General features: G+C 73.2%; 21 protein-coding genes. 8 read left to right on the forward strand and 13 right to left on the reverse strand.

Going from position 1 to position 24251, the window contains the following annotated elements; translation table 11 throughout:
• Nucleotides 1-29 precede the first annotated feature (29 nt).
• Nucleotides 30-2156 carry an RNA polymerase sigma factor gene (locus FLV34_RS10295; protein ID WP_147942976.1) on the forward strand — a complete coding sequence of 709 codons (2127 nt, stop codon included), beginning with the start codon at nucleotides 30-32 and terminating at the stop codon, nucleotides 2154-2156.
• Between the two features lie 90 nt (nucleotides 2157-2246).
• Here the strand turns inward: FLV34_RS10295 and FLV34_RS10300 are convergent, their stop codons facing one another.
• Both FLV34_RS10300 and FLV34_RS10305 read right to left on the reverse strand, forming a co-directional pair.
• Nucleotides 2247-3419: an acyl-CoA dehydrogenase family protein gene (locus FLV34_RS10300; RefSeq protein ID WP_142646235.1), complete on the reverse strand. Its 1173-nt coding sequence runs from the start codon at nucleotides 3417-3419 to the stop codon at nucleotides 2247-2249.
• Complete coding sequence (locus FLV34_RS10305) at nucleotides 3419-4486, reverse strand: acyl-CoA dehydrogenase family protein (RefSeq protein ID WP_142646237.1); 1068 nt, start codon at nucleotides 4484-4486, stop codon at nucleotides 3419-3421. Before FLV34_RS10305 ends, FLV34_RS10300 begins: the two co-directional genes overlap by 1 nt.
• A 209-nt stretch (nucleotides 4487-4695) precedes the next feature.
• On the opposite strand from FLV34_RS10305, the gene FLV34_RS10310 reads away from it, so the two are divergent.
• The 3 genes from FLV34_RS10310 to FLV34_RS40325 all read left to right on the forward strand — a co-directional run bounded on the left by FLV34_RS10310 (nucleotide 4696) and on the right by FLV34_RS40325 (nucleotide 6679).
• Nucleotides 4696-5352 (forward strand): TetR family transcriptional regulator, encoded by a 657-nt coding sequence (locus FLV34_RS10310; protein WP_142646239.1) that lies wholly within the window; start codon nucleotides 4696-4698, stop codon nucleotides 5350-5352.
• Between the two features lie 182 nt (nucleotides 5353-5534).
• A complete protein-coding gene (locus FLV34_RS10315) occupies nucleotides 5535-6383 on the forward strand; it encodes a hypothetical protein (protein ID WP_142646240.1) in 849 nt (282 codons plus the stop codon).
• Between the two features lie 125 nt (nucleotides 6384-6508).
• Nucleotides 6509-6679 carry a hypothetical protein gene (locus FLV34_RS40325; RefSeq protein WP_168065714.1) on the forward strand — a complete coding sequence of 57 codons (171 nt, stop codon included), beginning with the start codon at nucleotides 6509-6511 and terminating at the stop codon, nucleotides 6677-6679.
• On the opposite strand, the gene FLV34_RS10320 is transcribed toward FLV34_RS40325, so the two are convergent.
• From FLV34_RS10320 to FLV34_RS10335, 4 genes are read right to left on the reverse strand one after another with little or no spacing between them, the layout of a single operon-like run.
• Nucleotides 6639-7352: a VOC family protein gene (locus FLV34_RS10320; RefSeq protein WP_147942977.1), complete on the reverse strand. Its 714-nt coding sequence runs from the start codon at nucleotides 7350-7352 to the stop codon at nucleotides 6639-6641. The two genes, FLV34_RS40325 and FLV34_RS10320, sit on opposite strands and share 41 nt — an antisense overlap.
• Entirely contained in the window at nucleotides 7339-8124 is a 786-nt protein-coding gene (locus FLV34_RS10325; RefSeq protein ID WP_261985727.1) for an alpha/beta fold hydrolase, read from the reverse strand. Before FLV34_RS10325 ends, FLV34_RS10320 begins: the two co-directional genes overlap by 14 nt.
• The gene (locus FLV34_RS10330) at nucleotides 8124-9041 is read right to left on the reverse strand and encodes a Rieske 2Fe-2S domain-containing protein (RefSeq protein WP_142646246.1); all 918 of its coding nucleotides are present in this window, start codon (nucleotides 9039-9041) and stop codon (nucleotides 8124-8126) included. The genes FLV34_RS10325 and FLV34_RS10330 overlap by 1 nt, the downstream gene beginning before the upstream one ends.
• Nucleotides 9038-10264 carry an FAD-dependent oxidoreductase gene (locus FLV34_RS10335; protein ID WP_142646249.1) on the reverse strand — a complete coding sequence of 409 codons (1227 nt, stop codon included), beginning with the start codon at nucleotides 10262-10264 and terminating at the stop codon, nucleotides 9038-9040. Before FLV34_RS10335 ends, FLV34_RS10330 begins: the two co-directional genes overlap by 4 nt.
• 105 nt (nucleotides 10265-10369) lie before the next feature.
• On the opposite strand from FLV34_RS10335, the gene FLV34_RS10340 reads away from it, so the two are divergent.
• Nucleotides 10370-11533, forward strand: a complete 1164-nt coding sequence (locus FLV34_RS10340; RefSeq protein WP_142646250.1) for a cytochrome P450 — start codon at nucleotides 10370-10372, stop codon at nucleotides 11531-11533.
• 3 nt (nucleotides 11534-11536) lie between these two features.
• Here FLV34_RS10340 and FLV34_RS10345 read toward each other — a convergent pair whose 3' ends face one another.
• The 3 genes from FLV34_RS10345 to FLV34_RS10355 are packed head-to-tail and all read right to left on the reverse strand — an operon-like array spanning nucleotide 11537 to nucleotide 13770.
• The gene (locus FLV34_RS10345; RefSeq protein WP_240971095.1) at nucleotides 11537-12391 is read right to left on the reverse strand and encodes an ABC transporter permease; all 855 of its coding nucleotides are present in this window, start codon (nucleotides 12389-12391) and stop codon (nucleotides 11537-11539) included.
• Nucleotides 12391-13335 carry an ABC transporter ATP-binding protein gene (locus FLV34_RS10350; protein ID WP_261985726.1) on the reverse strand — a complete coding sequence of 315 codons (945 nt, stop codon included), beginning with the start codon at nucleotides 13333-13335 and terminating at the stop codon, nucleotides 12391-12393. The genes FLV34_RS10345 and FLV34_RS10350 overlap by 1 nt, the downstream gene beginning before the upstream one ends.
• A 42-nt stretch (nucleotides 13336-13377) precedes the next feature.
• Entirely contained in the window at nucleotides 13378-13770 is a 393-nt protein-coding gene (locus tag FLV34_RS10355) for a hypothetical protein (RefSeq protein ID WP_205829950.1), read from the reverse strand.
• A gap of 230 nt (nucleotides 13771-14000) precedes the next feature.
• Between FLV34_RS10355 and FLV34_RS10360 the strand changes: the two genes are divergently transcribed.
• Genes FLV34_RS10360 through FLV34_RS10370 form a run of 3 tightly spaced genes read left to right on the forward strand, consistent with a single transcriptional unit; the run spans nucleotide 14001 to nucleotide 16353 of the window.
• Entirely contained in the window at nucleotides 14001-15338 is a 1338-nt protein-coding gene (locus tag FLV34_RS10360) for a cytochrome P450 (protein WP_147942979.1), read from the forward strand.
• The gene (locus FLV34_RS10365; protein WP_168065716.1) at nucleotides 15335-16171 is read left to right on the forward strand and encodes a class I SAM-dependent methyltransferase; all 837 of its coding nucleotides are present in this window, start codon (nucleotides 15335-15337) and stop codon (nucleotides 16169-16171) included. Before FLV34_RS10360 ends, FLV34_RS10365 begins: the two co-directional genes overlap by 4 nt.
• Entirely contained in the window at nucleotides 16168-16353 is a 186-nt protein-coding gene (locus FLV34_RS10370; protein ID WP_147942980.1) for a hypothetical protein, read from the forward strand. The genes FLV34_RS10365 and FLV34_RS10370 overlap by 4 nt, the downstream gene beginning before the upstream one ends.
• Before the next feature lie 312 nt (nucleotides 16354-16665).
• On the opposite strand, the gene FLV34_RS10380 is transcribed toward FLV34_RS10370, so the two are convergent.
• The 4 genes from FLV34_RS10380 to FLV34_RS10395 form a co-directional block, all read right to left on the reverse strand.
• On the reverse strand, nucleotides 16666-19641 hold the full coding sequence (locus FLV34_RS10380; protein ID WP_147942982.1) for an NHLP bacteriocin export ABC transporter permease/ATPase subunit: 2976 nt from the start codon (nucleotides 19639-19641) through the stop codon (nucleotides 16666-16668).
• Nucleotides 19638-21803: an NHLP family bacteriocin export ABC transporter peptidase/permease/ATPase subunit gene (locus FLV34_RS10385; protein WP_205829951.1), complete on the reverse strand. Its 2166-nt coding sequence runs from the start codon at nucleotides 21801-21803 to the stop codon at nucleotides 19638-19640. Before FLV34_RS10385 ends, FLV34_RS10380 begins: the two co-directional genes overlap by 4 nt.
• A 92-nt stretch (nucleotides 21804-21895) precedes the next feature.
• Nucleotides 21896-22708, reverse strand: coding sequence for an HlyD family efflux transporter periplasmic adaptor subunit (locus tag FLV34_RS10390; RefSeq protein WP_168065718.1), 813 nt, complete (start codon nucleotides 22706-22708; stop codon nucleotides 21896-21898).
• The gene (locus FLV34_RS10395) at nucleotides 22705-24237 is read right to left on the reverse strand and encodes a SagB family peptide dehydrogenase (protein WP_147942983.1); all 1533 of its coding nucleotides are present in this window, start codon (nucleotides 24235-24237) and stop codon (nucleotides 22705-22707) included. The genes FLV34_RS10390 and FLV34_RS10395 overlap by 4 nt, the downstream gene beginning before the upstream one ends.
• Between the last annotated feature and the right edge of the window lie 14 nt (nucleotides 24238-24251).

Consider the following 24251-nt stretch of genomic DNA (forward strand, 5'->3'; position numbering starts at 1 on the left):
ACCAGCCAAGAAACTCAGAGGAGCCGGTCGTGACTGCACCGCTCACCGGTCTGCGCTCCAGGAGCGAGCTCATCGCCGAGCTCTACGAGCGTCACGCGGCGGGGTTGTTCGCGTACTGCCACGACCAGCTCGGTGAGACGGCGTCCGCCGCCGACGCCGTGGTGGCCGTCTTCACCACCGTACCGACCGCCGAGCCGCCCTCGCGCGCCGCGCTGTACGCGCTGGGTCGGCGGGAGATCTACCGCCGCGACGTCAGCTACGCGATGCCGGCCGTCGACTCCGTCGCCGACCCCGCCACCTCCTTGATCGAGCGGGTCTTCCGTGACATCCGGCCGCACCAGCGCGAGGTCCTGCTGCTGGCTGAGGTGTGCGGCCTGACGGCGCACGAGCTGTCGGTGGTCCTCGACGTCGCGGCCGACACCGCCGAGGAGCTGATCGCGGGCGCGACGCGCCGCTTCGCCAAGACGCTGGAGACCGCGGTGACCGCCGCGAGGTCGGCGCCGTTCGTGCCGCCGGGCGTCGCGGAGGTCTACGACGCCATCGGCGTCTCCCCTCTCGGCGACGTGCTGGCCCGGCTGCCCTGGCGCCGCCCGGCCGCGTCCGTACGCGACCGGGTGCTGGCGGCGCTGCCGTACGACGAGCCGGGCAGCGCCACGACGGAGAAGTCCTCCGGGCTGGTCACCAAGAAGCTGTGGCCGACCACCCCGACCTGGCCGCTGCCGCTCAGCGACCCCGACCAGGTCACCAACACGTGCGTGGTCAAGGCCGACGCCATCGGGCAGCCGCAGGGCTCCCGGCGCAAGGCGAAGCACGAGGCGGCCACCGAGCCCATGCCCCGGCTGCGCGGGGCGCTGCTCAACTCGCTCGGCGAGGGCCGGCTGCGCAGGAAGCGCGCCGCACGGTCCGCGCCCACAGAGCGGCCGGACGAGCGCGCGGACAAGCGGCCGGCCGAGCGCCCGGCGGCCCTGACCGCGCCGGTGGAGCCGCAGGCGTCCCCCCAGACCTCCCCTCCGGAAGCCGCGCAGAGCCCGCAGAGCACGCAGATCACGCCCATCGCACCCGCCGCACCGCCGCCCGCTCCGGACGTCGCGCCTGCTCCCGAGCCGTTCGACGCCTTCGGCACCGCCCCTCCCCGTACGGATCCGTTCGAGGCCTTCGGCACGGGCGCGCGCCCCTTCGACGCCTTCGGGACGTCCGGCACGCCCCGTCCGGTGGAACCGTTCGACGCTTTCGGCAGCGCGCCGCCCACGGAACCTTTCGATCCCTTCGGCACGGCACACCGCCCTGCGGAACCGTTCGACGCTTTCGGCACCGCGCGGCCCACCGAGCCGTTCGACGCCTTCGGAGCCACGCCGCAGACGTCCGGCACGCCTCGTCACGCGGAGCCCCTCGACGCCTTCGGCACCGCACCGCGTCCCGCGGTGCCTTCGGACGCCTCGGGGGCCGCCGGCCCGTCCCGCCCGGCGGAGCCGCTGGACGCGTTGTTCGACACGCTGCGTTTCGCCGTGCCCTTCGACGCGTTCCGTACGGCCGATCCCGCGGACACGTCGCGACAGGGCGAGTCCACCGGCACGTTCCCGACGACCGAGGCGGCGCCAGGCTTCCCTGGGACCCAGGAGTCGTCCGGCTTCCCCCGGGTCGAGGAGCCGGCCGACGAACCTCCGCTGACGCCGCCCGCCGAGGCGCTCTTCCCCGCTCCCTCCCCTGCCGCTTCCCCTGTGGACGCGTTCGCTCCCGCGCCGTGGGAGGCCGCGCGACCGGCCGAGGAGCCGCAGGTGGAGACGGCGGAGCCGGTGAAGCCGGTGGAGACGTACGGTGCGCGGGCCGTCGAGGCGTCTTCGACGGAGAACGACGTCCTGATCCACCCGGCCGTCGCCGCGCTCTCCGTGCCCCGGCCCGCCGCCCCGCGCCGTCCCGCCCGCAAGCACGCCGGCCGGACGTCCGGCGGCAGCGGCGCGAACAAGAGCAAGAGCACCGGCAAGAGCACGGGCAACGCGACGCGCAAGAGCAAGGGCACAGGCACGGGCACCCGCAAGAGCCGCCGGGGCAAGGGCGACCGGCACTACGACTGGCTGTGGGAGGCCGTCGGCATCCTGATCTGCCTGATCATCGCGCTGATCGTCTTCTTCAACGTGCCGACGGTCTTCACGCCCTGATCCCGGAACGCCCGCAACACCCGGGACACCCGGAACACCCCGAACACCCGGAACGCGCGCACCCCCCGAAAACCGCTGCCGGGCGCGTGCTCAGCGGGGTGGTCTGGGCAGCCCGAGCCCGAGCATGGCGATCAGCTCCCGCTGCACCTCGTTGACGCCGCCGCCGAAGGTGAGCACGAGGCCGCCCTTGACGCCCCGGTCCACCCGCTCTATCAGGTCGCGCGTCTCCTCGTCGTACGGGTCGCCGAAGCGGGCCAGCGTGTCGCCGACGATCCGGCCGACCTCCTGCACCCGTTCCGAGGCGTAGATCTTGGTGGCCGACGCGTCGGGGGCGCCCAGCCAGCCGAGATCCATCGACGCCGCGACCTGCCAGTTGAGCAGTTCGTTCGTGCGGAAGCACGCGTACACCCCGGCGACGGCCCGCCGTACGTCGGGGTGATCCCACAGCGGCGCGCCGTCGCGTCCCCGGCCGGTCTTCGCCCAGCGGGCGAACCGGTCGAGGGTGTGCCCGATGGCGCCGGCGGGCCCGAGCGTGACGCGTTCGTGGTTGAGCTGGCTGACGATCAGGTCCCAGCCCTTGTCCACCTCGCCGACGACCATGTCGAGTGGGACGCGCACGTCCGAGTAGTACGTCGCGTTGGTGTGATGGCGGCCGTCCATCGTGACGATCGGCGTCCAGGAGAACCCGGGGTCGGTGCAGTCGACGATCATCATGGTGATCCCGCGGTGTTTCTTCGCCGCCGGATCGGTGCGGGCCGCCAGCCAGATGTGGTCGGCGTGGTGCGCGCCCGAGGTGAACACCTTCTGGCCGTTGACCACGTAGTGGTCGCCGTCGCGCACCGCCGTCGTCCGCAGCGAGGCGAGGTCGGTGCCCGCCTCGGGCTCGGTGTAGCCGATCGCGAAGTGGCACTCCCCGGCGAGGATGCGCGGCAGGAAGAACTCCTTCTGCGCGTCCGTGCCGTAGCGCATCAGCGTCGGACCGACCGTCTGCAGCGTGATCAGCGGGTAGGGCACCTCGGCCCGGGCGACCTCGTTGGCGAAGATCTGCTGCTCCACCGGGCCGTATCCGCCCCCGCCGTACTCCTTCGGCCAGCCGAGGCCGAGCTTGCCGTCGCGGCCCAGCCTGCGGCAGTGCGCCAGGTACGCCTCGCCGAACGGGTCGCGGGCGATCTCGGCGCGCTGCTCGGGGGTCAGGCACGACGCGAAGTAGTCGCGCAGGTCGTCGCGGAGCCGCCGCTGGTCCGCCGTCAGCTCTATGAACATCAGATCAGCGCTCCGATCAGGTCGAGCTGGGCCCGCTCACCGCCCAGCAGGTGGGCGAGGTGCTTGCCCAGGCCGAAGTAGCGGTGCAGCGGATAGGTCACGTCGAGACCGATGCCGCCGTGCAGGTGCTGACAGGTGTAGAGCGCGCGTACGGCGTCCCCGGCCGCGGTGTGAGCGGCGACGGCCAGGTCCCGCTCCGCGGGCAGCCCCTCGCCCAGCCGCCACACTCCCGTCCACATGGCGACGTCGAGCGCGCGTGCGGCGATGTAGACGTCGGCGATCTGCATGGTCACGGCCTGGAACTCGGCGAGCACCCGGTCGAACTGCCGGCGCGCGGCGATGTGCCCCTTGGTCAGCGCGAGCGCGCCCGCGAGGACTCCGGAGGCGGCCGCGGTGACCGCGGCCAGGGTGTTCAGCCGCAGCGCGGCGACGGCCGCGCCGTCCGGCTCCCCCACCATCTCGCCCGGCGCGTCCTCCAGGACGACCGCGGCCGCGGGCTCCCCGGCCGCCGTCGAGGCCGGCAGCAGCCGCGCGTCCGCGGGCCGCACCAGGAACAGCGCGGTCCCGTCCGCCGACCGCGCGGGCACGAGGACGGCCGACGCCTCGGCGGCGTACGGGACGACACCGGGCCGCCCGGTGATCCTGCCGTTCTCGGCGATCGCGGCGGGCGGGTCGCCCGTGCCCGCCCCGGCCTCGCGGAAGGCGACGGTGAGCACCTCGTCTCCCTCGGCGAACGGCGCGAGCGCCCGGCGCTGGGCGTCCGTGCCGTGCGCGGCGACGGTCAGCGCGGCGATGAGACCGGGCAGCGCGGGAACCGGCGCGACGCGGGCCCCCGCCTCGCGCAGGATCACCGCCATCGCGAGCGGGCCGAGCCCGGCGCCACCCGCCTCTGGCGGCAGGCACACCCCGAGCAGGCCCGCCTGTGCCAGCGCCTTCCACGCCCCCGCGTCGTACGGCCGGCCGCCGCGCTCGTGCGCCTCGATCCTGGCCTGGTCCGCCTCCCGGTCCAGCACCGACGCGGCCAGCGCGCGCACCTCGGCATGGGTCTCGTCGAGGTCGAAGTCCACCGGACCTCCCGCGTGTTCCACGGACCTGCCTGCGGGGCGGGAATCCGCCCAGAACCGCAAACTAGAACGGATTCTAACCTGTGTCCAGGGTAGGGCTCACGAACCGGTAGCGACGCACGGCCGAAACAAGAAAGTCATAAAGCCGCCAGCGCCTTTTGTGACCGGCGGGTAACCATCCGGAAGGGGCGGAAATCAGATAACGTGTTCCTATGCGCACTTCGCATGCACTCGCCGACGCTCCACCACCACTTCCCGAGGGCCCCTCCTCTGCCGGCGGCCATCCGGCTCCGGCCGCTCCCGGGGTCCGCACCCGGAGCCAGCACCAACGGCGCCGGCGCATCGTCCAGGCGGCGGCCGCCCTCGCCTCCCGTGGAGGCGTCGAGGCGATGCAGATGCGCACGGTCGCCGAGCGCGCGGGCGTCGCCCTGGGAACGCTCTACCGCTACTTCCCGTCCAAGATGGACCTGGTCGTGGCGGTGGTCGGCGAGGAGATCGACCTGCTGGAGTCCAGCATCGAACGGCGTCCGCCGCAGGCCGCCAACCCCGCGGGCCGCGCGGTCGACGTGCTGATGCGGGCCACGCGGGGCCTGATGCGCGAGCCGGAGCTCGCCGACGCGCTCATCCGCTCCCTGATCATGGCGGAGGTGGAGGCGCCGTTCGGCGACCGGATGGCGAGCCTGCTGCTGCGGGTCGCGACCGAGGGCCGCACGGTGAGCCTTCCCCCGGAGGACCAGCTCGCCCTCACCGGCTCCCTGGCGGGGGTCTGGGTGCAGGAGTTGCTGGAGATGCTGCGCGGGCGGCGCACCTACGAGCAGATCCAGCACCGGATCGAGATCGCGGCCGATCGGCTGCTGGCGGGGTTCTAGAATTTCCTTCCGTCGCCCGATGAAATCCGGCGATACACCGGCCACGCCCTCGGGTAAGACGGATATGCACGATAGGGTGAGCCGTCGTCTCCTGCTAGAACGAGTTCCACTCCAACTGGATTGAAATTCCAATTGCCCGAAAGCGCTTGGACCGGGTCTGCGGGTTCTGGTTCCATGACAGGATGACGAGCCCCCCTGACATCCCGGCGGCCCGGCAGGACGCCGCCGCTCCCCCCACTCCCTCCGTCCGCGCGGCCTGGGGACCGCTTGCCCTGTCGTACGCGACGGCACAACTCGTCGAGGTGTTCCTGCACGAGGGGTCGCACGCGCTGGCCGCCCGCGCGCTGGGATTCCATCCTGCCATCGGCCAGTTCGTCGAGTTGCACGTGCCCTCGCCGGAACGGGCGCACGAGGCCCTCGTGGCCGCGGGCGGCCCGATCGGCAGCCTCGTCACGGGCCTCGTCTGCTGGGCGCTCTACCGCCGGCGCGGGCCCTCCTATCCGCGCCTGCTGCTCATGTGGCTGGCGATGACCGGCATCACGGCGTTCCTGGGCTATCTGGTGGTCATGCCGCTGCTCACAGTGGGCGACACCGGCGTCATCGCCCGGCTCTACAACGTGCCCGTCGCCGTGCAGTTCCTCGTCACCGCCGCCGGGATGGGGCTGCTCTATCTGGTCACCCGGCCGTTCAGCCGGATGTACCTCGACTCGCTGCCCGCGAGCGTGCCGCTGGACACGCCGCGCGACCGCAAGGCGTCCGTGACCCGCCTGTGGATCCCCTACCTGATCGGCCTGGCGCTGCTGGTGCCCGCCGGGCTCGGCGGCGACCCCGAGGTGGTCTTCTACGGCATTCTCGGCTGCTGGGGGCCGGGAATGGCGCTGGTCGGATTCATGACGGTCAATGCGGGCCGGCCGTACGAACGCGAGAATCGGACGGACGCGGGCTGGCGGCTTCCCCTGTGGGCGTTCGCCGGCTACGCCGCCGTGGTGGCGTTTTATCTGCTCGTGCTGCGGCCCGGCCTGAATATCTGACCCCCGCAATACGTATACGTACGCTCCCGCATCGGAATACGTAATAACCGGAACCGCGCTGGACGGCCCCCGGAAAGATGGCCGATGATGCGTTCGGCGCATTCTTTTCTTTCCGGGGAGCCGTCATGGGACTGAGCAACATCCGCCTCATCGTGCCGCTGGTCTACGCGGTCGCGGTCGTCGTGTCGCTGATGATCGACACGACCGTGGGCACGGTCGTCGTGATCGTCGGCGCGCTCCTCGTGGCGGCGTTCTTCATCTGGTTCCGTCCCCGGAGCGGCACCGGCCGTCCCTGACGCCGAACAGCGCGCCCCACGGGTCGCGCAACACCGCCTCCCGCCCGTCGTCCGCCGCCTCGGCGACCCCGCCGCCCGCCCGTCGCGCGGCCAGGGCCGCCGAGTGCACGTCGTCCACGAGGAAGTAGGACACCCACTGAGGGGACGCGCCGGCCGGCACGCCGCGCAGCTCCCGTCCGGGCGCCGCCTCCTCCCCGAAGAGCCCGGCGTAGAACGCGCGGGCGCCGCCGGGATCGGCCACCCTCAGCTCGTGGCCGCAGGTCGCGCCGCACTCGTCGACCACGACGATGCCCTCCGCCCAGTGCCCCTGCCAGAAGCCGACCGACGCGCCCGTCGTGTCGACGGCGAACAGGAACCGCCCGTTCTCCCCGGCCGGGAGCGGCCCGAGCACCACCGCGCCGCCGAGCTCCTTCACCCGCGCGGCCACCGCGTCGGCGTCCTTGGCCGCCAGGTAGGTGTTCCAGGTGGCCGTCAGCCCCCGCCCCGGCGGCACCTGGCCGAACCCTCCGACGCCCTCCCCGGCCCGCCGCGCCAGGCGGTAGCCGTACTCCTCGGGCTCGTCGAAGGTCCAGCCGAACAGGGCCGCGTAGAAGTCCCGCGCACCCTCCGGGTCGGCCGCCATGTAGTCCACCCAGCAGGGCGAGCCCTGCGCGTACGTCTCACGCCTGGGCATCCACCGGGCTCCTCTCCAGATGCGACCGGATGAGCCGCGCGGCGGCCTCCGGGCGTTCGATCAGGCACAGGTGACCGGCGTCCGCCATCTCGGCCACCCGGCAGCGGGGGACGAGCGCGCCCAGCCGCTCGGCGTTGGCCGCGAACGTCGGCATCTCGGCGTCCCCGACGAGCACCAGGGTGTCGGCCCTGATCGAGGCGAGCGCCTCGTCGGTGTGCGTGTGCCGGTGGAACGCCGCCATCGCGCCGGTGCGCAGCTCGTCCCAGCCATGCCGGGCGATGACGGTCCGCAGGCTCGCCCGCAGCCGGGGGTGCGCCTCGGTGCCGCGGAAGATGTCGGGCGGGGAGGACATCCAGACGTCCGCAAGCGCGGCGCCGTCCGCGCCGATCCGCCGCAGCGCCATCAGCTCGCGATAACGCGGGGCCGTCCCCGGCTCGCTGGGGGCGCCCGCGATGGTGGGGGCCGCCACGACGAGACGCCGTACGACGTCGGGGGCGTCGACGGCGAGCTGGATGCCCGCCAGCGACCCGAACGACAGGGCGACGACGTCGTGCGCGCCCTCGGCCCGCGCGACATCCGCGATCTCGGCCGCGAGGCCCGGCAGCGTCGTGCCGGGCCGCATCGGGCCCGACCCTCCGTGGCCCGGCAGGTCGATGCCGACGTGGCGGCGTCCGGGCAGCAGCGCCCACAGGTCGCGCCAGGTGGTGGAGTCCATCGTGTAGCCGTGGATCCACAGCACGGCCGGGCCGCTCCCGATCGCGTGCACCCGCATCACGACGGCTCCCCGGTCGCCGAAGGGGTTCCGGCCGGCGGGACGGCGCCGAAGGTGGCGCAGAACCGGCGGAAGGCCAGCACCGGCCGGTCTCCGGCGTCGTAGCGCTGCGGCGCGTCCGGATCGAGGTGGTCCCAGACGACGCGGTCCTGCTCGAAGGCGTACTTCGCGCCGTGGACCAGCGCGTCGAGCGCCTCCGCGCGCTCCGGCCGCAGGGCGATGGCGACCCGCCCCACGCAGCCCTCACGGGTGGGCACGGCGCCCGTGATGATCGTGTACGGCGCGTCGGCGGTGCCCAGCTCGGTCATGACGAGGCTGGGGCTGAAGGCCCGGGCGTAGAACCGGGAGGCGAAGTCGAGCCGGCGCTCCCGCTCCCACGGCGGGGCCTTGGTGCGGAACTCCCCCTCGATCGCCATCTCGCCGTCCGGGCCGGGCGAGACCCGCATGCCGACCACCCGGGGCACGAGGTGCACCTGGTGGAAGTGCTCGGCGTCGAAGGCGTTCTCCACCACGTATTCCGAAGGGACCGCCACCGGCTGGATCACCGCGCTCACCACGATGTTGCCGTCGGCCACCTCCTTGATGGCCCGCTGGAAACCGCGGTCGTCGTCCGCGGACAGCCGTACGAACACGGCCGCGCCCGCCCGCTCGACCGCGTATTCGGCGACCGACCAGCGCCGCGCCGTGTCGCCGAGGGACACCCGCTTGCCGTGGAAGGGACAGATCACGCAGTCGCCGTCCAGGGTGCCGCCGTGGCCCAGGGCCGCGCCCCGGTGCGGGCACAACCCGTCGAACACGCGGACGCGCGACCCCTCCCGTACGGCGAGCAGCCTGCGCCCGCCGAGCATCAGGGGGTTCAGCCCCTCGGCGAGCTCCTCCTCGAACGCCAGCAGATACCAGCCCGTGTGCACCTTCATCGCCCTACCGCCTCCAGCACCTCTCCGGCCGCGCGGTCACCGCTGGCCATGGCCGCCTGCACCATCGGGACGCCGGGGGCCGTGGCCTCTCCGGCGAAGAACACCGTCGCGCCCATCGGCTCCGCCCACGCCGCCCGCGCCCACAGCGCGCCGACCCGGGGATAGGTGAACGCTCCGGTCGCCCAGGCGTCCGCTCCCCAGTCGGCCGCCTCGACGTGCTCGGGCCGGGCGTTCCCGGCCCAGGGCAGCACCCGGCCCAGCGGGGGCGGCCCTTCGCGGGCCGCCTCGCGCGCCCGCGCGGCGGCCCTCGCCTTGGCCACCACCAGGACGCGTGTGCTGCCCGCGGTGCAGGTGACGAAGCCCAGGCCGCCCTCGGCGTCGAACACGACGGCCGACTCGGGGGCGGGCCGCGACAGCGTCACCACCCCGCACCAGGCGTCGCCGAGGCGCAGCGACTCGGCCGCCGCCCGCTTGCGGTCCGGCAGGCCCGCGATCGTGAGCGTCCCGTCCGCGACCACGGGCGGGGGCACGGTCACCACCGCCGCCGCGGCCGTCACCGCGCCGTCGTCGAGACGGGCCTCCACCCGGCCAGGCGACCAGGCGATGCTCCTGGCCGGGCAGCCGGGCCGTACGTCGAGGCCGTGGGCGAGCGCGCCGGGCAGCCGGTCGAATCCGCCGCGTATGGCGTAGCGGCCCTCGCCGACGTCGTCGGCGAGGCGTCCGGCGGCCATGCCCGCCGCGCTGAGCGACTCGGGGTCGGCCGCCCAGTTCTGCCGCAGCCATTCGGCCTGGTCTCCGGAGACGAGCCGCCCCGCGACGGGCACGTCCTCGCCCGGGTCGCGCAGCAGGCTCTGCTCGACGGCCCACGGCGGCTGTCCGCGCCGGGCGAGCACGCCCAGCGGCAGCACCCTGCCCTCCGCGGCGACGAGGGCCTTGCCGGGCCGCACCGGCTCGGCCGCGTCCGGTTCGAGCACGTCCCAGACGGGGTTGCGGTCGCCGTGGACGACCTGCGCGCCGAGCTCCATCTCCGGCCCGCCGTCGGCGGGCCGGTGGGTGCGCACCCGCCCGCCGACGCGGTCTCTGGCTTCCAGCACCGTGACGGTCAGACCGGCGGCGCGCAGCCGCCGCGCGGCGGTCAGGCCGCTGACGCCCGCGCCCACAACCACTACATCGACCCGCATCGCTGCCTCCCATGCGCCCGTCCGGTCCGCAGTTGTTCGCATTCATCCCGGCGGCGACGGCTCTGTAGTAGCGTGGCCGTGCCGTGATCTTGTGACTTGTGATCGTGCGACTCGTGATCTTGTGACCTCAGCCCCAGGGGATCGCCGATGACCGCTTTCCGCCGGCTTCCGGCCGGTCTGGCCCATCCGTTCTCGCCGGCCGGCAGGTCCGACCCGTATCCGGCGTACGACTGGCTGCGGGCCAACGATCCGGTCCACTTCGACGTCACGACCCGGATGTGGCTGCTCACGGCACACGAGCACGTCGCGAGCGCGCTCAAGGACCCCCGGTTCTCGGCCGAGCTGGGGCAGCGCGAGCGGGTGCGCGACGACGACCTGCCCGCCTCGATGCTGACCACCGACCCGCCCGACCACAACCGGCTGCGCGCCCCCGGCATGGCCCTGCTCGGCCCCGCCGCGGTGCGCGAGCTCGCCACCGGCATCACCGCCGTCGTGGACGGCCTGCTCGACGGGCTGGCGGGCGAGATCGAGGTCACCCGTGACCTGGGTGAGCCGTTCGCGACCGGCGTGCTCGCGCGGACGCTGCTCGTGCCGCGCGAGGACGAGGCGGCCTTCGCCGACCTGGCGCGGCGGGCCTCGGTCAACCTCGACCCGCTGGCGGGGCCCCAGGCCGCGCGGGAGGGCCGCGTCGCGATGGGCGAGCTGACCCGTTTTCTCGACGCGCACGTGGCGCGCGGGCCCGGCGGGTCGATCGCGCGGCTGGCCGCGGACGAACGGCTGACGCGGCCCGAGATGCTGGGCATCCTCTCGCTGGCCGTCGTCGGCGGCTGGCGCCCGCTGGCCGAGATGGTGGGCAACGCGCTGTTCTGGCTGCTGCCGCGCCCCGAGGCACTGGCGGCGCTGCGGGAGGGCGGCGACGACGTCGCCCGTACGGCGGTCGACGAGCTGCTGCGGCTGGAGGCGCCGATCCCCTTCACGGCGAGGGTGACGACGGCGGAGGTGTCCTTCGGGGACGCGGTCATCCCCGCCGGCGCGCGGGTGCTCGCCGTGGTCGCGGCGGCCAACCGGGACCCGGCCGTCTTCGACCACCCCCACGACCTGGTGCCGACCCGGTCTCCCAATCCCCACCTCGCCTTCGGCGCCGGCACCCACTTCTGCCTGGGCGCGCCCCTCGTCCGGCAGGCCGGCGCGCTGCTGCTGCGCGGCCTGGCCGGACGTTTCCCCGCGATCCGCGCGGACGGCGCCCCGCCCGCCTGGGCGCCCGTGCTCGTGCCGCGCCGGCTGGGCGAGTTCCGGGTCCGGCTCTCCTGAGCGTCAGCGGACGTTGGGCCCGCGCCAGCGGAAGGTCAGGAAGCTCAGCGCGAGCCCGGCCAGGCACCACGCGGCCAGCACGAGCGCCACGCGGTCGAGCTCCCAGACGCCCGCCGGCTCGACGTGGGCGAAGTCGTTGGGCAGGAATACCGAGCGCAGCCCCTGGGTCATCCACTTGAGCGGGAACAGCGCCGCGACCGTCTGCATCCACGCCGGCAACTGGCTGTAGGGGAAGAACACCCCCGAGATGAACTGCAGCACCAGGAACGGCAGCGTGACGATGGCCGAGGCCGACCTGGCGTTGGGGATGACCGAGCTGAACGCCACGGCCAGCAGCGTGCAGGCCACCCCGCCGAGCAGCAGCACCCACACGAGCGTCTCCCACCGGGCGGCGGTCGAGGGCAGCGGCAGCCCGAACGCCAGCACGGCCACCGCGAGCAGCAGCACCGTCTCCAGGGTGCCGGTCACGGCCACCCTGACCACCTTGCCGACGAAGTAGGCCGACTTCGGCATCGGGCTGGAGGCCAGCCGGCGGATCATCCCGGTGTCGCGCTCGATGGCGACGCTGATGGCCAGCCCGTTGAAGCTGACGCTCATCACGCCGCAGGCGATGATGCCCGCGATGAACATCTGCTTGAAGTCCGTGTGGGTGCCGGGCACGGTCCCCGAGAAGATGGAGCCGAGCACGACCAGCAGCACGATGGGCAGCAGCAGCGTGAAGACCAGCGACTGCCGGTTGCGGAAGAACGACTTGAGCTCGACCGACGAACGCGAGACGGCCGCCCGCCACAGGATCGAGCGGGCGGGATTCAGCACCATCCCGCTCTCCTGGGTGAGGACCGCGTCGGGAGCGTTCATCACACGACACCGCCTTCCTGGTTGCTCCGGATGAGGTCCAGGTAGATCTCCTCCAGCGACGGCCGGTGGATGCGCAGGTCCGGCAGCTCGCGCACGCCGGAGGCGGCCGCCCAGGGCAGCAGCGCGGCCATGGCCTCGGTGGGGTGGTGCGTGCGTACGACCACCAGGCCCTCCGCCTCCTCCACCACGGCGTCGTCCGGCAGCGTGGGCAGGCTCGCGGCGAGCCCGTCCGTCCTGGTGAAACTGACGGCGGCGGGTGTCGCGCGCCTGCCGCCCAGCTCGGCGACCGGGCCCGACTCGACGACCCGCCCCCCGACGATGACGGCCGCCCGCTGCGCGAGCGCCTCGACCTCGTCCAGGTAGTGGGTGGTGAGCACGGTCGTCTTGCCACGGTCGGCGAAGTAGCGGACGAGGTCCCACGCCTCCCTGCGGGCGACGGGGTCGAGTCCCGTCGTCGGCTCGTCCAGGAAGATGAGATCGGGGTCTCCGACGACGCCGACCGCGACGTCGAGCCGCCGCGCCTGCCCGCCGGAGAGCGACTGCGCCTGCTTGCGCGCCTGTTTGCCGAGGCCGACCATGTCGATCACCTCGGCCACCGGCAGCGGCGCGGGGTAGAACGCCGCGAAGTGCTCGACCACCTCGCGCACGGTCAGGTCGGTGTACGCGCCCGTGGTCTGGGGGACGACGCCGATCCTGGCGCGCCACTCGGGCGCGTCCTCGGCCGGATCGCGGCCGAGGACGCGCACGTCGCCGGATGTCCGCCGGCGAACCCCCACCAGGATCTCCACCGTGGTGGTCTTGCCGGCGCCGTTCGGCCCGAGGAGGGCGAAGACCTCGCCGCTCCGCACGTCGAGGTCCACCTCCTCGACCGCGTTCACCGGGCCGTACCGCTTGCGCAGGGAGCGCACGTGGACGGGGTTCGCCTGCTCGGCGACCATGGACATGGCCTAGCCCTCCGAGTGGTGGTGGTGACGGTCAGGTGACGATCAGGTGCAGCAGCAGCAGGGGCAGCAGCAGCAGTTGATGTCGATCGCCTCGACCGCGGACGCGCCGGCGGCGATGGAGTCGAGGTCGCCCTCGCTCAGCTCGGCCATGTCGACCTGAGGCGTCTCGGGGATGTGCAGCTCGAAGCGGCCCGTCTCGAGGCCCCTCTCCCAGAGCGCGACCTGCACCTCGATGTTGCTGTCGTGGTGGCCTTCGGGAATGTTGCGGACGAGGACGACCTCGGCTCCAGCGGGCAGCTCCAGCCCGGACTCGGCGAGAGCCGCGCGGGGGTCGGAGTCCAGCCGCGCCGAGTATTCCTCACTCGACCACGCGGTGATGAGAACGCGGGTGTAGGCGTTCACGAATTCCGCGCGCTGTCTGGGGTCCAAAGACATTGCCTGCCTCCCGGCTTTCTTTACGGCGATGTCCGCCGCTTTCGAAATGAAGTCTTACACGGCGATGCGGGAACGGCACAGACTTAATTTTCCCGCCGCCGGCATAAGTATTGAGGCCTCGAACGGCGCGGACTATGCTCCGATCAGGAAATATCACCGAGTACGTATTCGCAGTCGATCGCATGCGCAATTCATAAGCGAATACGTATTCAGAAAAAGTGAGGGTGGGCATGGCCGATACGCACAGCGGTTACGTATCCCTGCCGCCGGGTCCGGACGGCGCCCAGAGTCTGCGCAGCATGCGGGAGGACCCGCTGCGCTTCGTCACCGAGATGGCCGCCTGGGGCGACGTGACGAGACACGAGGCCGAGGGCGCGCCCGTCTACATGCTGCACCGGCCCGACCTGGCCCGGCACGTGCTGAAGGACAACGGCGCCAACTACACCAAGGACCGCACGCCCGACGACGACATGCTGCGCCCTCTGCTCGGCAACGGCCTGCTGACCAGCGGCGGCGAGGAGTGGGCCAGGCAGCGCAAGATGATCGCCCCGGCCTTCCGCCCGACGGAGGTCGAGCGGTTCGACCAGATCATGACCGACGCCGCGGCCCACCTGGCCGAACGGTGGCGGCGGGCCGGCGAGAACGGCGAGGCCGTACGCGTCGACCACGACCTGACCGCGCTCACGCTCACCGTCATCGCGCGGGCCATGCTCGGCGCGGACATCGCGGGCGTCGGCGACGGCTTCGGGCGGGCGGTCGACGAGGTCAACCGCTTCATCGGGCACTTCGACCCCGCCTCCGAGGGCGGCGGACGGGAGGGGTTCCGCCGGGCTAAGGCGTTCCTCGACGCCGTCACCCGCACGATCGTGGCCGCCCGCCGGGCCACCGGCCAGGAGAACGACGACCTGCTCGGCGCGATGCTGGCCTCGGGGCACGCGATGACCGCGACCGACCTGCGCGACCAGGTGCTGACGATCGTCATGGCCGGCCACGAGACCACGGCCAAGGCCCTGACCTGGACGCTCTACCTCCTCGACCGTCATCCCGGCGCGGCCCGGGCCGTACGCGCGGAGGTGGACGAGGTGCTGGGCGGCGGCCGCACCCCCACCGCCGCCGACCTGCCCCGGCTGACCGCCTGCCAGCGGGCGATCAAGGAGGCCATGCGGCTGTATCCGCCCGTGTGGCTCATCTCCCGGCGCTCCGTCGAGGCCGACGTCGTCGGCGGATACGCCATACCTTCGGGCACGCTGGTGTGCGTCAGCCCATACGTACTCCACCGGGATCCTCGGTACTGGCCCGACCCGGAGACGTACGCACCGGACCGGTTCGCGGCCGAGCACACCCACGCCGGGCACCAGTACCTCCCCTTCGGCGGCGGCCCGCGGGTGTGCGTCGGCCGCCATTTCGCGCTGGTCGAGGCCACGCTCGTGCTGGCCGTGCTGCTGCGCGCCGTGCGCCCCGAGCTCGTCCCCGGCTTCCCGGTCGAGCCCGAGGCCCTGGTCACGCTGCGCCCCCGGCACGGCATGCTCATGGTCCCGCGCCCCCGGGACGGGCGGAGCGAGCCGTGACCGCCGCGACGGGCGCCGGGTCGTACGACCCGGCCACGACGACCGCCGGGGGGCTGCACGGCGAGCTGGCCCGCCTGGAGGCCCAGGCCGAGCTCTCCTTCGACGAGGAGCTGCGGATCCTGCTCGACGTCGGCGTCCCGGCGCCCCTGCTGGAGCTCGGGGCGGGCTCGGGCGCGGTCACGCGGCGGCTGCGGGCCGCCCTGCCGGACCTGCCCGTCGTGGCCGCCGACATCGACACCGCGCTGCTCGCGCACGCGGCGGACGCCCGGGCCCCCCTGCTCGGCTGCGACGCCGTACGGCTGCCGCTGGCGGACGCGTCCGTGGGCACGGTCCTGCTCCGATACGTGCTGCAGCACGTGGCCGACCCCGCCGCCGTGGTGGCGGAGGCGCTGCGGGTGCTGCGGCCCGGCGGGCGGCTGGTCGTGGTCGAGGTGGACGCGATGCTGTGGGGCCTGGCCGACCCGATGTATCCCGAGATGGCCGGCGTGCACAACCGCATGACCGGCGCGCAGCGGCAGGCCGGCGGCGACCGGCTGATCGGGCGCAAGCTCACCCGGCTCCTGCGCCGTGCGGGCTTCGGCGGCGTGGTGCTGCGCCCGTTCGCCACCACCAACGACGACCGCCCCACCGAGGCGTTCGCCCCTCACCTGGGCCCGGAGCGGCTGGCGCCGCTGGTCGCCTCCGGTGCCCTGACCCTGCCCGAGCTCGCCCTGGCGGCCGACCGGTGGCGGCGTTTCCGCGCCGACCCCGACGCCTGGGTCATGCTGCTCGGCCTCGTCGTCGCCGGGACCGCACCGGGTGGTCCCGCCGCATCCGAACGGAGTACGTCATGAGCCCCTTCTGGAAGATCTTCGTCGCGATCTTCTGCTACATCAGCGGCATCGTGGGCCTCGGGCTGGCCGTCGCCAACGCCAGCGTGAAGCCGCCCGCCACCACCCACGCCTTCGTGTACGGCGGGCTCGGCGTGGTGTTCCTCATCGCCGGAACCGTGCTCAGCCGCAGGCCCCGCTACTGACCGCACACCAACCGCCGGCGACACCAACGCAGGTTCGCACCCTGGACCTGCCACCAGCAGAACAGCAGCTGAGAGGCCCTCCGGGGCCTCTTCTGCCTTCCTGGCCCCCGCAGCCGACGAGGCCGCACGAACCCGGAGGGCAGGAGTGCACCAGCCGCAGCGTGTGCGCGCGGATCTCCCGGAGCTGGTCTCCGGTTAGCTGGTCGACCAGCCGGTGCATGTCCTCGTACTCTTCAGGGGCGGCAGCCGTCATGGCACCGAGGTTACGTGCTGGAACTGATCGTTTCCGTGGGCTCAGATCTGGCGGCGGGCTCAGATCTGGCGGCGGGCGAGGCGGGCGAACAGGCCGTCGGAGTCCTCGAGCAGCTCCTGATATCGGCCCTGCTGGACGATGCGCCCGCGATCGAGCACCACGATCTTGTCGGCGTCCGTGATCGTGGACAGCCGGTGGGCGATAACGATGCGGGTGGCGTTGAGCTGGCGGGTGCTCTCCGTGACGATCTTCTGGGTGGGGTTGTCCAATGCGCTGGTCGCCTCGTCGAACAGCACGATGCGGGGATGCGAGACGAGGGCACGGGCGATCATGATGCGCTGCCGCTGACCGCCCGACAGCGTGTTGGTGCCCTCCGACAGCACCGTGTGCATGCCCATCGGCATGTTCGCGATGTCGTCGGCGATGCCCGCCATGGCGGCCGCGTCCCAGGCGTCGTCGATCGTGTGGTCGGTGCTGCCGATGATGTTGGCCTTGATGTCGCCGGCGAGCAGCGAGCTGTTCTGCAGGACCACCCCGCACTGGCGGCGCACCGCGCCGATGTCGAGCTCGCCCAGGTCCTGGCCGTCGTACAGCACCGTTCCCGAGCTCGGCGACTCGAAGCCGAGCAGCAGCCGCAGGATCGTCGACTTGCCGCTGCCGGTCGGGCCGACGATCGCGACGAACTCGCCGGGCTCGACCGACAGGTCCACCCCGTCCAGGACGAGCGGGCCGTCCTCGCCATAGCGGAACGACACCCGCGACAGCTCGATCCGGCCCGACAGCTCGCCCGGGTCGGCCTTGCCCGCGTGCTCCTCCGGCTCGGCCGCCAGGATCGGCCGCAGCCGCTCCAGCATGGGCACCACGCTCATCGCGGTGATCGCCGCGCCGGTGAACTGCAGCACCGAGGCCAGCAGCAGGTTGAACGCGGCGAAGAACGCCAGGAACGCGGAGACGGACACGTCCCCGAGCATCGGCCCGGCCACCACGGCGAAGACGATGACCGAGGCGACCAGTGGGAAGCCGGCGTTGAAGGTCGTGACGAGGTTCTGCACCCGGCGTGCGGACACGCCGATGCTGCGCGCCTTGAGGAACTCCGCCGCCCAGACCCCGAAGCCCCGCTCCTCGGCCGCCGCCACCCGCAGCTTCGGCACGGCCGTCAGAAGCTGGAAGACCCGCGACGACAGCCGCTGCTCCTGGGTGTAGAGCCGGCGTTGCAGCCGCACCTCGAAGTAGCCCGCGACCGCGCACACGAGCACCCCTACCAGCACGAGCGTCGTCGCGATCAGCGCGAGCCGTACGTCGTAGAAGTAGACGAGCACCAGGTTGGCCAGGCCGGCGAACAGGCCGAGGGCCGCCGTCGTCATCACACCGGACAGCGTCTCCTGCACCACGCTGACGCCGAGGACCGTGGTGCCCAGCTCGGCCGTGGAGTAGTCGGTGAAGAACGTCGCGGGCAGCGACAGCAGCCGCATCCAGGCGCCCGCCTGCAGTCGGGCCGACGATCTGCCCTCGATGCGCAGCGCGGCGAAGTTCTGCACCACGGACAGCGCGGCCGCCACGAGCGAGCCCGCGATCACCAGCAGCGCGCCCTGCACGATCATCTCGCGCTCGGCCCTGGCCACGTACGTGCCGAGCACGAGGCCGGTCATGGCCGGCACCAGCAGGCCGATGCAGGCCACCAGCGTCCCGAGGCTGAGCAGGGTCCACAGGTCCTTGCGGTTCTTGGCCAGGCCGAAGCGCAGCAGCCCGCCCACCCCGGTGACGGCCGGCGGCAGCGGCTCGTACAGCACGTCCGCGTGCCGGGTCAGCGTGCCGGCGACCGCCGCGGTGACCGGGGTGACGCGCTCCTCCCCCGGCGCGGCCATGACATAGCGCGACCCGATGGGCAGCAGCGCCACCGGCTCACCGTCGGAGGAGCGGTAGCCCACCATCGGCCCGATGTCCCGCCGCCACCAGCGATCCTCCAGCCTGATCCGGCGGGTGCGTACGCCCGAGGCGAGCGCGATGGCCTGCAGCGGGTCGATCCGGCCGCCGTGCGCCGTTCCCGGCGGGGGCGCGACCCCCGAGAACCCGGCGTGCGAGGCCACCAGGCGCGCGGCGGCCAGCATGGGCGGGTCCCCGGCCACATCGGTGAGGCGCACCCGCGCCTCGGTGTCGCGCACCAGCGTGTCGAACCCCCGGGCGGTGGCGCGCAGCACGTCGCCGCCCCGCTCGGCCCGGCTCGTCAGCGCCCTCAGCTCGGTCGAGTTCCGGCGCTCGATCCGCCGGTCGATCATGTAGAGGAAGCGGGTGGTGTATTCGACCCACCGGTGCCACAGCTCGCCCGCGCCCAGCAGGTCGAGGGTCGAGCGGGCGCGCAGCCGGGCCGGGCCGAGCGCCACCAGCCAGTCCCGCTCGGTGACGCACACCTCGGCGCCCGCGCTGAGCTGACCGGCGACGCCGTCCGGCATCTCGACCACGCCGTCCTCGACGGTGATCCACCGCAGTCCGTCGACCGACCGTACGGCCTCGCCCTCGCGGACGACGGTCGGCTCGTCCGGTGACAGGGGGACGAAGTCACGCGGGGGCAGCGTGTCGCGCATCGACGCGGCGAGCGCCACCACGCCGGCCTCCAGGCCCTGGACGAACTCGCGCACCGCCATGCCGTACTCGCGGGTGGGCAGGGCGCGGACCGCCTTGCCCGACGCGGACGGGCCGTCGACGCGCCGGGCCGACAGGCCCTCAAGCCGGGCCAGCGGCAGGCTCGACACGCGGGCGCCGAGCACCGGCCGCCCGACGATGCTGTGCCTGGGGCCGCGCGGCGAGCCGAGCACCAGCGCGCCCTGCCGCACCCGGCACAGGTAGTTCCACCTGCCGACCGGCCTGCCGTTCTCCAGGCGTACGGCGAACAGGTCGACCGCGCCGCGCTCGACCAGCAGCACCTCGCGCAGGTCGGCCAGCACGAGCAGCCGGTCGGCCGAGTAGTCGATGGGTGTGGCCGCGTCGGTGAAGAACGCCGAGAACGTCGAGGACGGCGTCGCGGTCGAGACGCTCATCGGTCCATCCCCTCACCGCCCGGCCGGGCGTTCTCGATCAGGCGGGCGTAGTGGCCGCCCAGGCGCATGAGGTCGTCGTGCGTGCCGCGTTCCACCACCTCGCCCTGGTGCAGCACGAGAATCTCGTCGGCGTCGCGTACGGTCGACAGCCGGTGGGCGATGATCAGGCAGGCGCATCCCCGGCGGCGCAGGTTGTCGGCGATGACCCGTTCGGTCTCCGGGTCGAGGGCGCTGGTCGCCTCGTCGAGCACGAGCAGGGTCGGCTGCCCGGCCAGCGCCCTGGCCAGCTCAAGCCGCTGGCGCTGCCCGCCGCTGAAGTTGCGCCCGCCCTCGCGCACCCGGCTGTTGAGGCCGCCGGGGCGGGCGGAGATGACGTCGAAGATGGCCGCGTCGTGCAGCGCGGCGGTGACGACCTCGTCGGAGATGTCGTCGCTCCACAGCGTGAGGTTGTCGCGCACCGTGCCCTCGAACAGCGAGATGTCCTGGTCCACGTACGCGACCGAGGCCGCCAGCTCGGTCCTGGAGATCTCCTCGCGGTCGCGCCCGTCGAGCAGCACCCGGCCCGACGCCGGCCGGTAGAGCCCCGCCACGAGGCGGCCGATGGTCGATTTCCCGCTTCCCGAGCCCCCGACGATCGCCACCCGCCGGCCCGGCACCACCGAGAACGACACGTTCTTGATGACCGGCTTGGCCAGCGGGTTGTAGCCGAACGTCACGTCCTCGAAGGTGATCGACCCGTCGAGCCGGCTTCCGGACGGCCGGTCCGGGCGGTCGAAGACGGGCGAGCGGGGGTGGCGTTCCACGTCGTACAGCCGGGTGATGTCGGCCGAGATGTCCTGCAGCCGCCCGCCGAGGTTGGTGAGCTGGGTGACCGGCCGCGAGAGCGCGCCGAGCAGGCTCTGGAAGGCCACCAGCAGGCCGACGCTGACCGCGCCGTCCACCACCCGCAGGCCGCCGACGAGCAGGATGAGCCCGCTGTTGACCCCGGCGAGCAGCGGGGGCACGACCGTGATGACCGCGCTGGGCACGCCCAGCCGCTGCCGGGCGGTCACGGCCTTGGCCAGGAAGCCCGCCCACCGCTGGAACGCGCTGGGCTCGGCGCCGGTGGCCTTGACGGTCTCCACGAGCTGCAGCGTGTTGAAGGTGGCCGACGTGAGGTTGCCGAGATCGGCCCGCAGCGCGGCCACGGCGTCGGTCCTCGCCCTGGACACCTGCCGCAGCACGAGGATGTTGAGCAGCGCCATGCCCACACCGATGAGGCCGAGCAGCACGTCGTAGCGGATCAGGACGACCGCGTAGAAGAGCACCAGCACGAGGTTGACGACGGTGACCGCCAGGTCCCTGGACAGGATCTCGGCGACCATGTCGTTGGCCGACACCCGCCTGGCGACCTCGGCGGGCCTGCGTTGCAGGAAGAACTCCACCGGCAGGCGCAGCAGATGCCGGAAGAAACGGGCGGAGCTGACCAGCCCCATCCGTATTTCCATCCGCAGCAGGTAGTGCCGCTGCACCGAGGTCAGCACGAACATCGCCAGGGCGGTCACCGACATCGCCACCAGCAGCGGCAGGATGAAACCGGGATCGCGGCCGGTGAGGATGTGGTCGATGAACACCCGGCTGAACGCCGGCGCGATGATCCCGGGCACGACCAGCAGCAGGCTGGCCAGCAGCACCAGCGGCAGCGCCCGGCCGGAGGGCATGCGGCGCGACAGCAGCGCCTCGGCCACCCGGGTGGGCCGGCCGCCGGGCCGGAACCCGGGCCCGGGCTCGAAGGTCAGCACGATGCCGGTGAAGCCCGAGTCGAACTCGTCCCAGTCGACCAGGCGCGGGCCGCTCGCGGGGTCGTTGACCGCCACCACCGGCCTGCCGAAACGGGTGCGGATGCCCTCGACGACCATGAAGTGCTGGAACGCCCAGAAGATGATCGCCGGTTTGACGACGTCGCGCAGGTCCTCCAGCTCCATCTGGAAGCCCTTGGCGTTCAGGCCGTACTTGCGGGCGGCGGCGATCACGCTGGACGCCTTCGCGCCGTCCCGGGACACCGCGCACGCGGCCCGCAGCTCCTCAAGGGGCACGAACCTGCCGTAATGGCCGAGGACCATGGCGAGGGCGGCGGCCCCGCACTCGACGGCCTCCATCTGGATCACGGTCGGCGTGCTCACGCGCCCCCGTCTGCGGGGTTCGCGCCGGCGCGGGGCGTCGGGCGGCGGGGCGTCGGCGCGAGAGGCCGTGACCTGGCTCATCCGTCTCCTTCTCAACGTCCGAGGAGCAGGTTGAAAGGCGTCTGGCTGCCGAGCGTGACGGTGCCCGTCACCGTGACCTGCGACCGCAGCTCCATCGGGGGACCGGTCTCGGTCGTCCAGGAGTATCCGGAGATCGTGCGGGGGTCGGGCAGGAGATCGACGACCACCAGGCGGGGCGGCTCCGCGGTGAGATAGCCGCGAGCCGCGAGGTCGCCGCCGACCAGGGCGGCGACGCCCTCCGCCATCAGCGGATAGGGGCTGATCGAGGTCACCCTGCCGCGCAGCAGCCCGAACACGCCGGGCGGGGCGTCGGAGACCGCGAGGTCCACCGTACGGCCGGGGGCGATGCCGAGCGCGTGGTCGCCCGGCACGAACAGCATCGCGACCAGGCGGTCGCGGGGGGCGTCGGTCCGCTCCATCGCGAGCAGCCCGTCGCCCTCGCGGACCATCGCGCCCTCGCTCGCCGAGGTGGTCACGACCTCGCCGGAGAACGGGCTGCTCACGGTGCGCACGGTGCCGTCGGCCCGCAGGACCTCCGCCACCGCCTGCCCGCGCACCACCCGCAGGCCGGGGCTCACCATCATCGTCCGCACGGTCCCGGTGTACGGGCTCTGCAACTGGGCGGTGCCCGCCGGATGGGTCAGCAGCCCCTTGGCGGTGACGGTGACCGGCAGCCTGCCGACGAACGACCACACCCCCGCGGCGACGACCACGATGAGCACGACGAACGTGGCGATCCAGCCGCGCGGGGAGGCGAGCAGGGTCGGGGAGTCGAGCTCGTCGGGCTCCCGCATCCGCTGCAGTGCCTTCAACCGGAACTTCATGACGGCACCTCCGGGGACCATCCCGGCGGCGTCCCCGCCACACCGCCCTTCCTGCTGCCGAGCAGCAGCTCGCCCACGCTGCCCTCCGCGTGGGGGTCGAGCCCGCTGGCCGCGGCGAACTCCGCCGCGTCACCGCCGCCGAGCCCGCAGACCGCCAGGCCCATGGCCGTGGCCACCAGGTAGAAGGTCTGGTAGAGCACGCCCACGTGCTTGAGGATCAGCGAGTAGGCGATGGTCTCGTACTTCCACATCACCCGCCCGAAGCGGGCCGTCACGATCAGCAGGACCTGCGGGTCCTCGGTCATCATGGCCGCCGACCTGGCCCGGTCGAGCAGCGTACGGGTCGCCGGGCCGGGATCGGCCACCCGTTCCAGCGCGTGCGCGTGGGCGGCGTAGTGCCACAGGCCGGGCTCCAGGCCCTCGCAGGAGACGACGAGGGGATAGACCTCCAGCTCGTGGACCGCGCCGCCGGACGGGTAGGGCCGGTCGGCCAGCTCCTGGCCGTCCTCCCCGGTGAAGGTGCGCCGCTGGCGCATCGTGCGGTAGAGCAGCTCGCCCAGGCGGTCGAGGGTGATCGGGGCGGCGGCGTCGTGCTCGCGGATCGAGCGGCGGGCCTCCAGCACGTCGGTCAGGCTCGCCTCGGTCTTCGCTATCGCGTCCAGGTCCGGCGGCTCCAGGGCGCTCCGGGGGCCGGCGAAGGCGGGCGGCGCCACCGGCAGCGGATCCTGCACGCCCCGGAGCGGATAGGTGCCGCCGTAGCGCCCGGTCGTACGCGGCTCCCGGGTGCGGGTGTGCAGCCACAGGTCGGCCGGCGACCACTGGGCGAGCGGGGCGGCGCCGCGCTCGGGGTCCTCCCCCTCCGGCGTCGGCCGCACCAGCAGCCCGGCGTCGGCGAACAGACCGAGCACCGCCGCCGTCGTCTCGGCCGGCAGCCCGGGGCAGGCGAGACCGGCCGGGGTCGTCCAGTCCGCGAGCAGGCCGAGCAGCGGCGCGGCGGCCGGGGCTAGCTCGACCCCGAGGGGGCTGCGGGGCACGCGCACCACGAGCCTGCCGTCCTCCGGCACCGCGATGGCGAACCTCGACAGGCGGACCCGGGCGTCGGCTGCGAGCGGCGCGGCCGGGCGCAGCGGGCCGCCGCCGAAGGGGCGCAGCACGGCCACCGGCTCGGCCCCGGCTGTCGCCATCTCTCCGCCGGACGGCACCGTTTCTCCGCCGGACGGCACCACGGCCTCTCCGCCGGACGGCACCAACAGGACGGCCCGCTCCAGCAGCGCGCCGGCCGACAGCTTGCGCAGCAGCAGGTGCCAGCGCAGCAGCCCGCCCTCGCCGTCGTGCTCGGTGACGGTCCTGGCCAGCTCGTCCTCGCTCGTGCCGCCGCGGGCCAGCGCGCGCAGCGCGGCGACCGCGCCGGGCGGCAGGCCCCGCAGCGTGGCGGGGCCGAACGGCGTGGCCAGGGTGACCACCCCCGGCGTCTCCTCCGGTTCGGACAGGCCGGCGTCGCGGCGCAGCCGCACCTGAACGGTGTGCATTGCTCCCCCTATCG

This window comes from Microbispora sp. CSR-4 (genome assembly GCF_008033685.1).
Lineage (GTDB): Bacteria > Actinomycetota > Actinomycetes > Streptosporangiales > Streptosporangiaceae > Microbispora.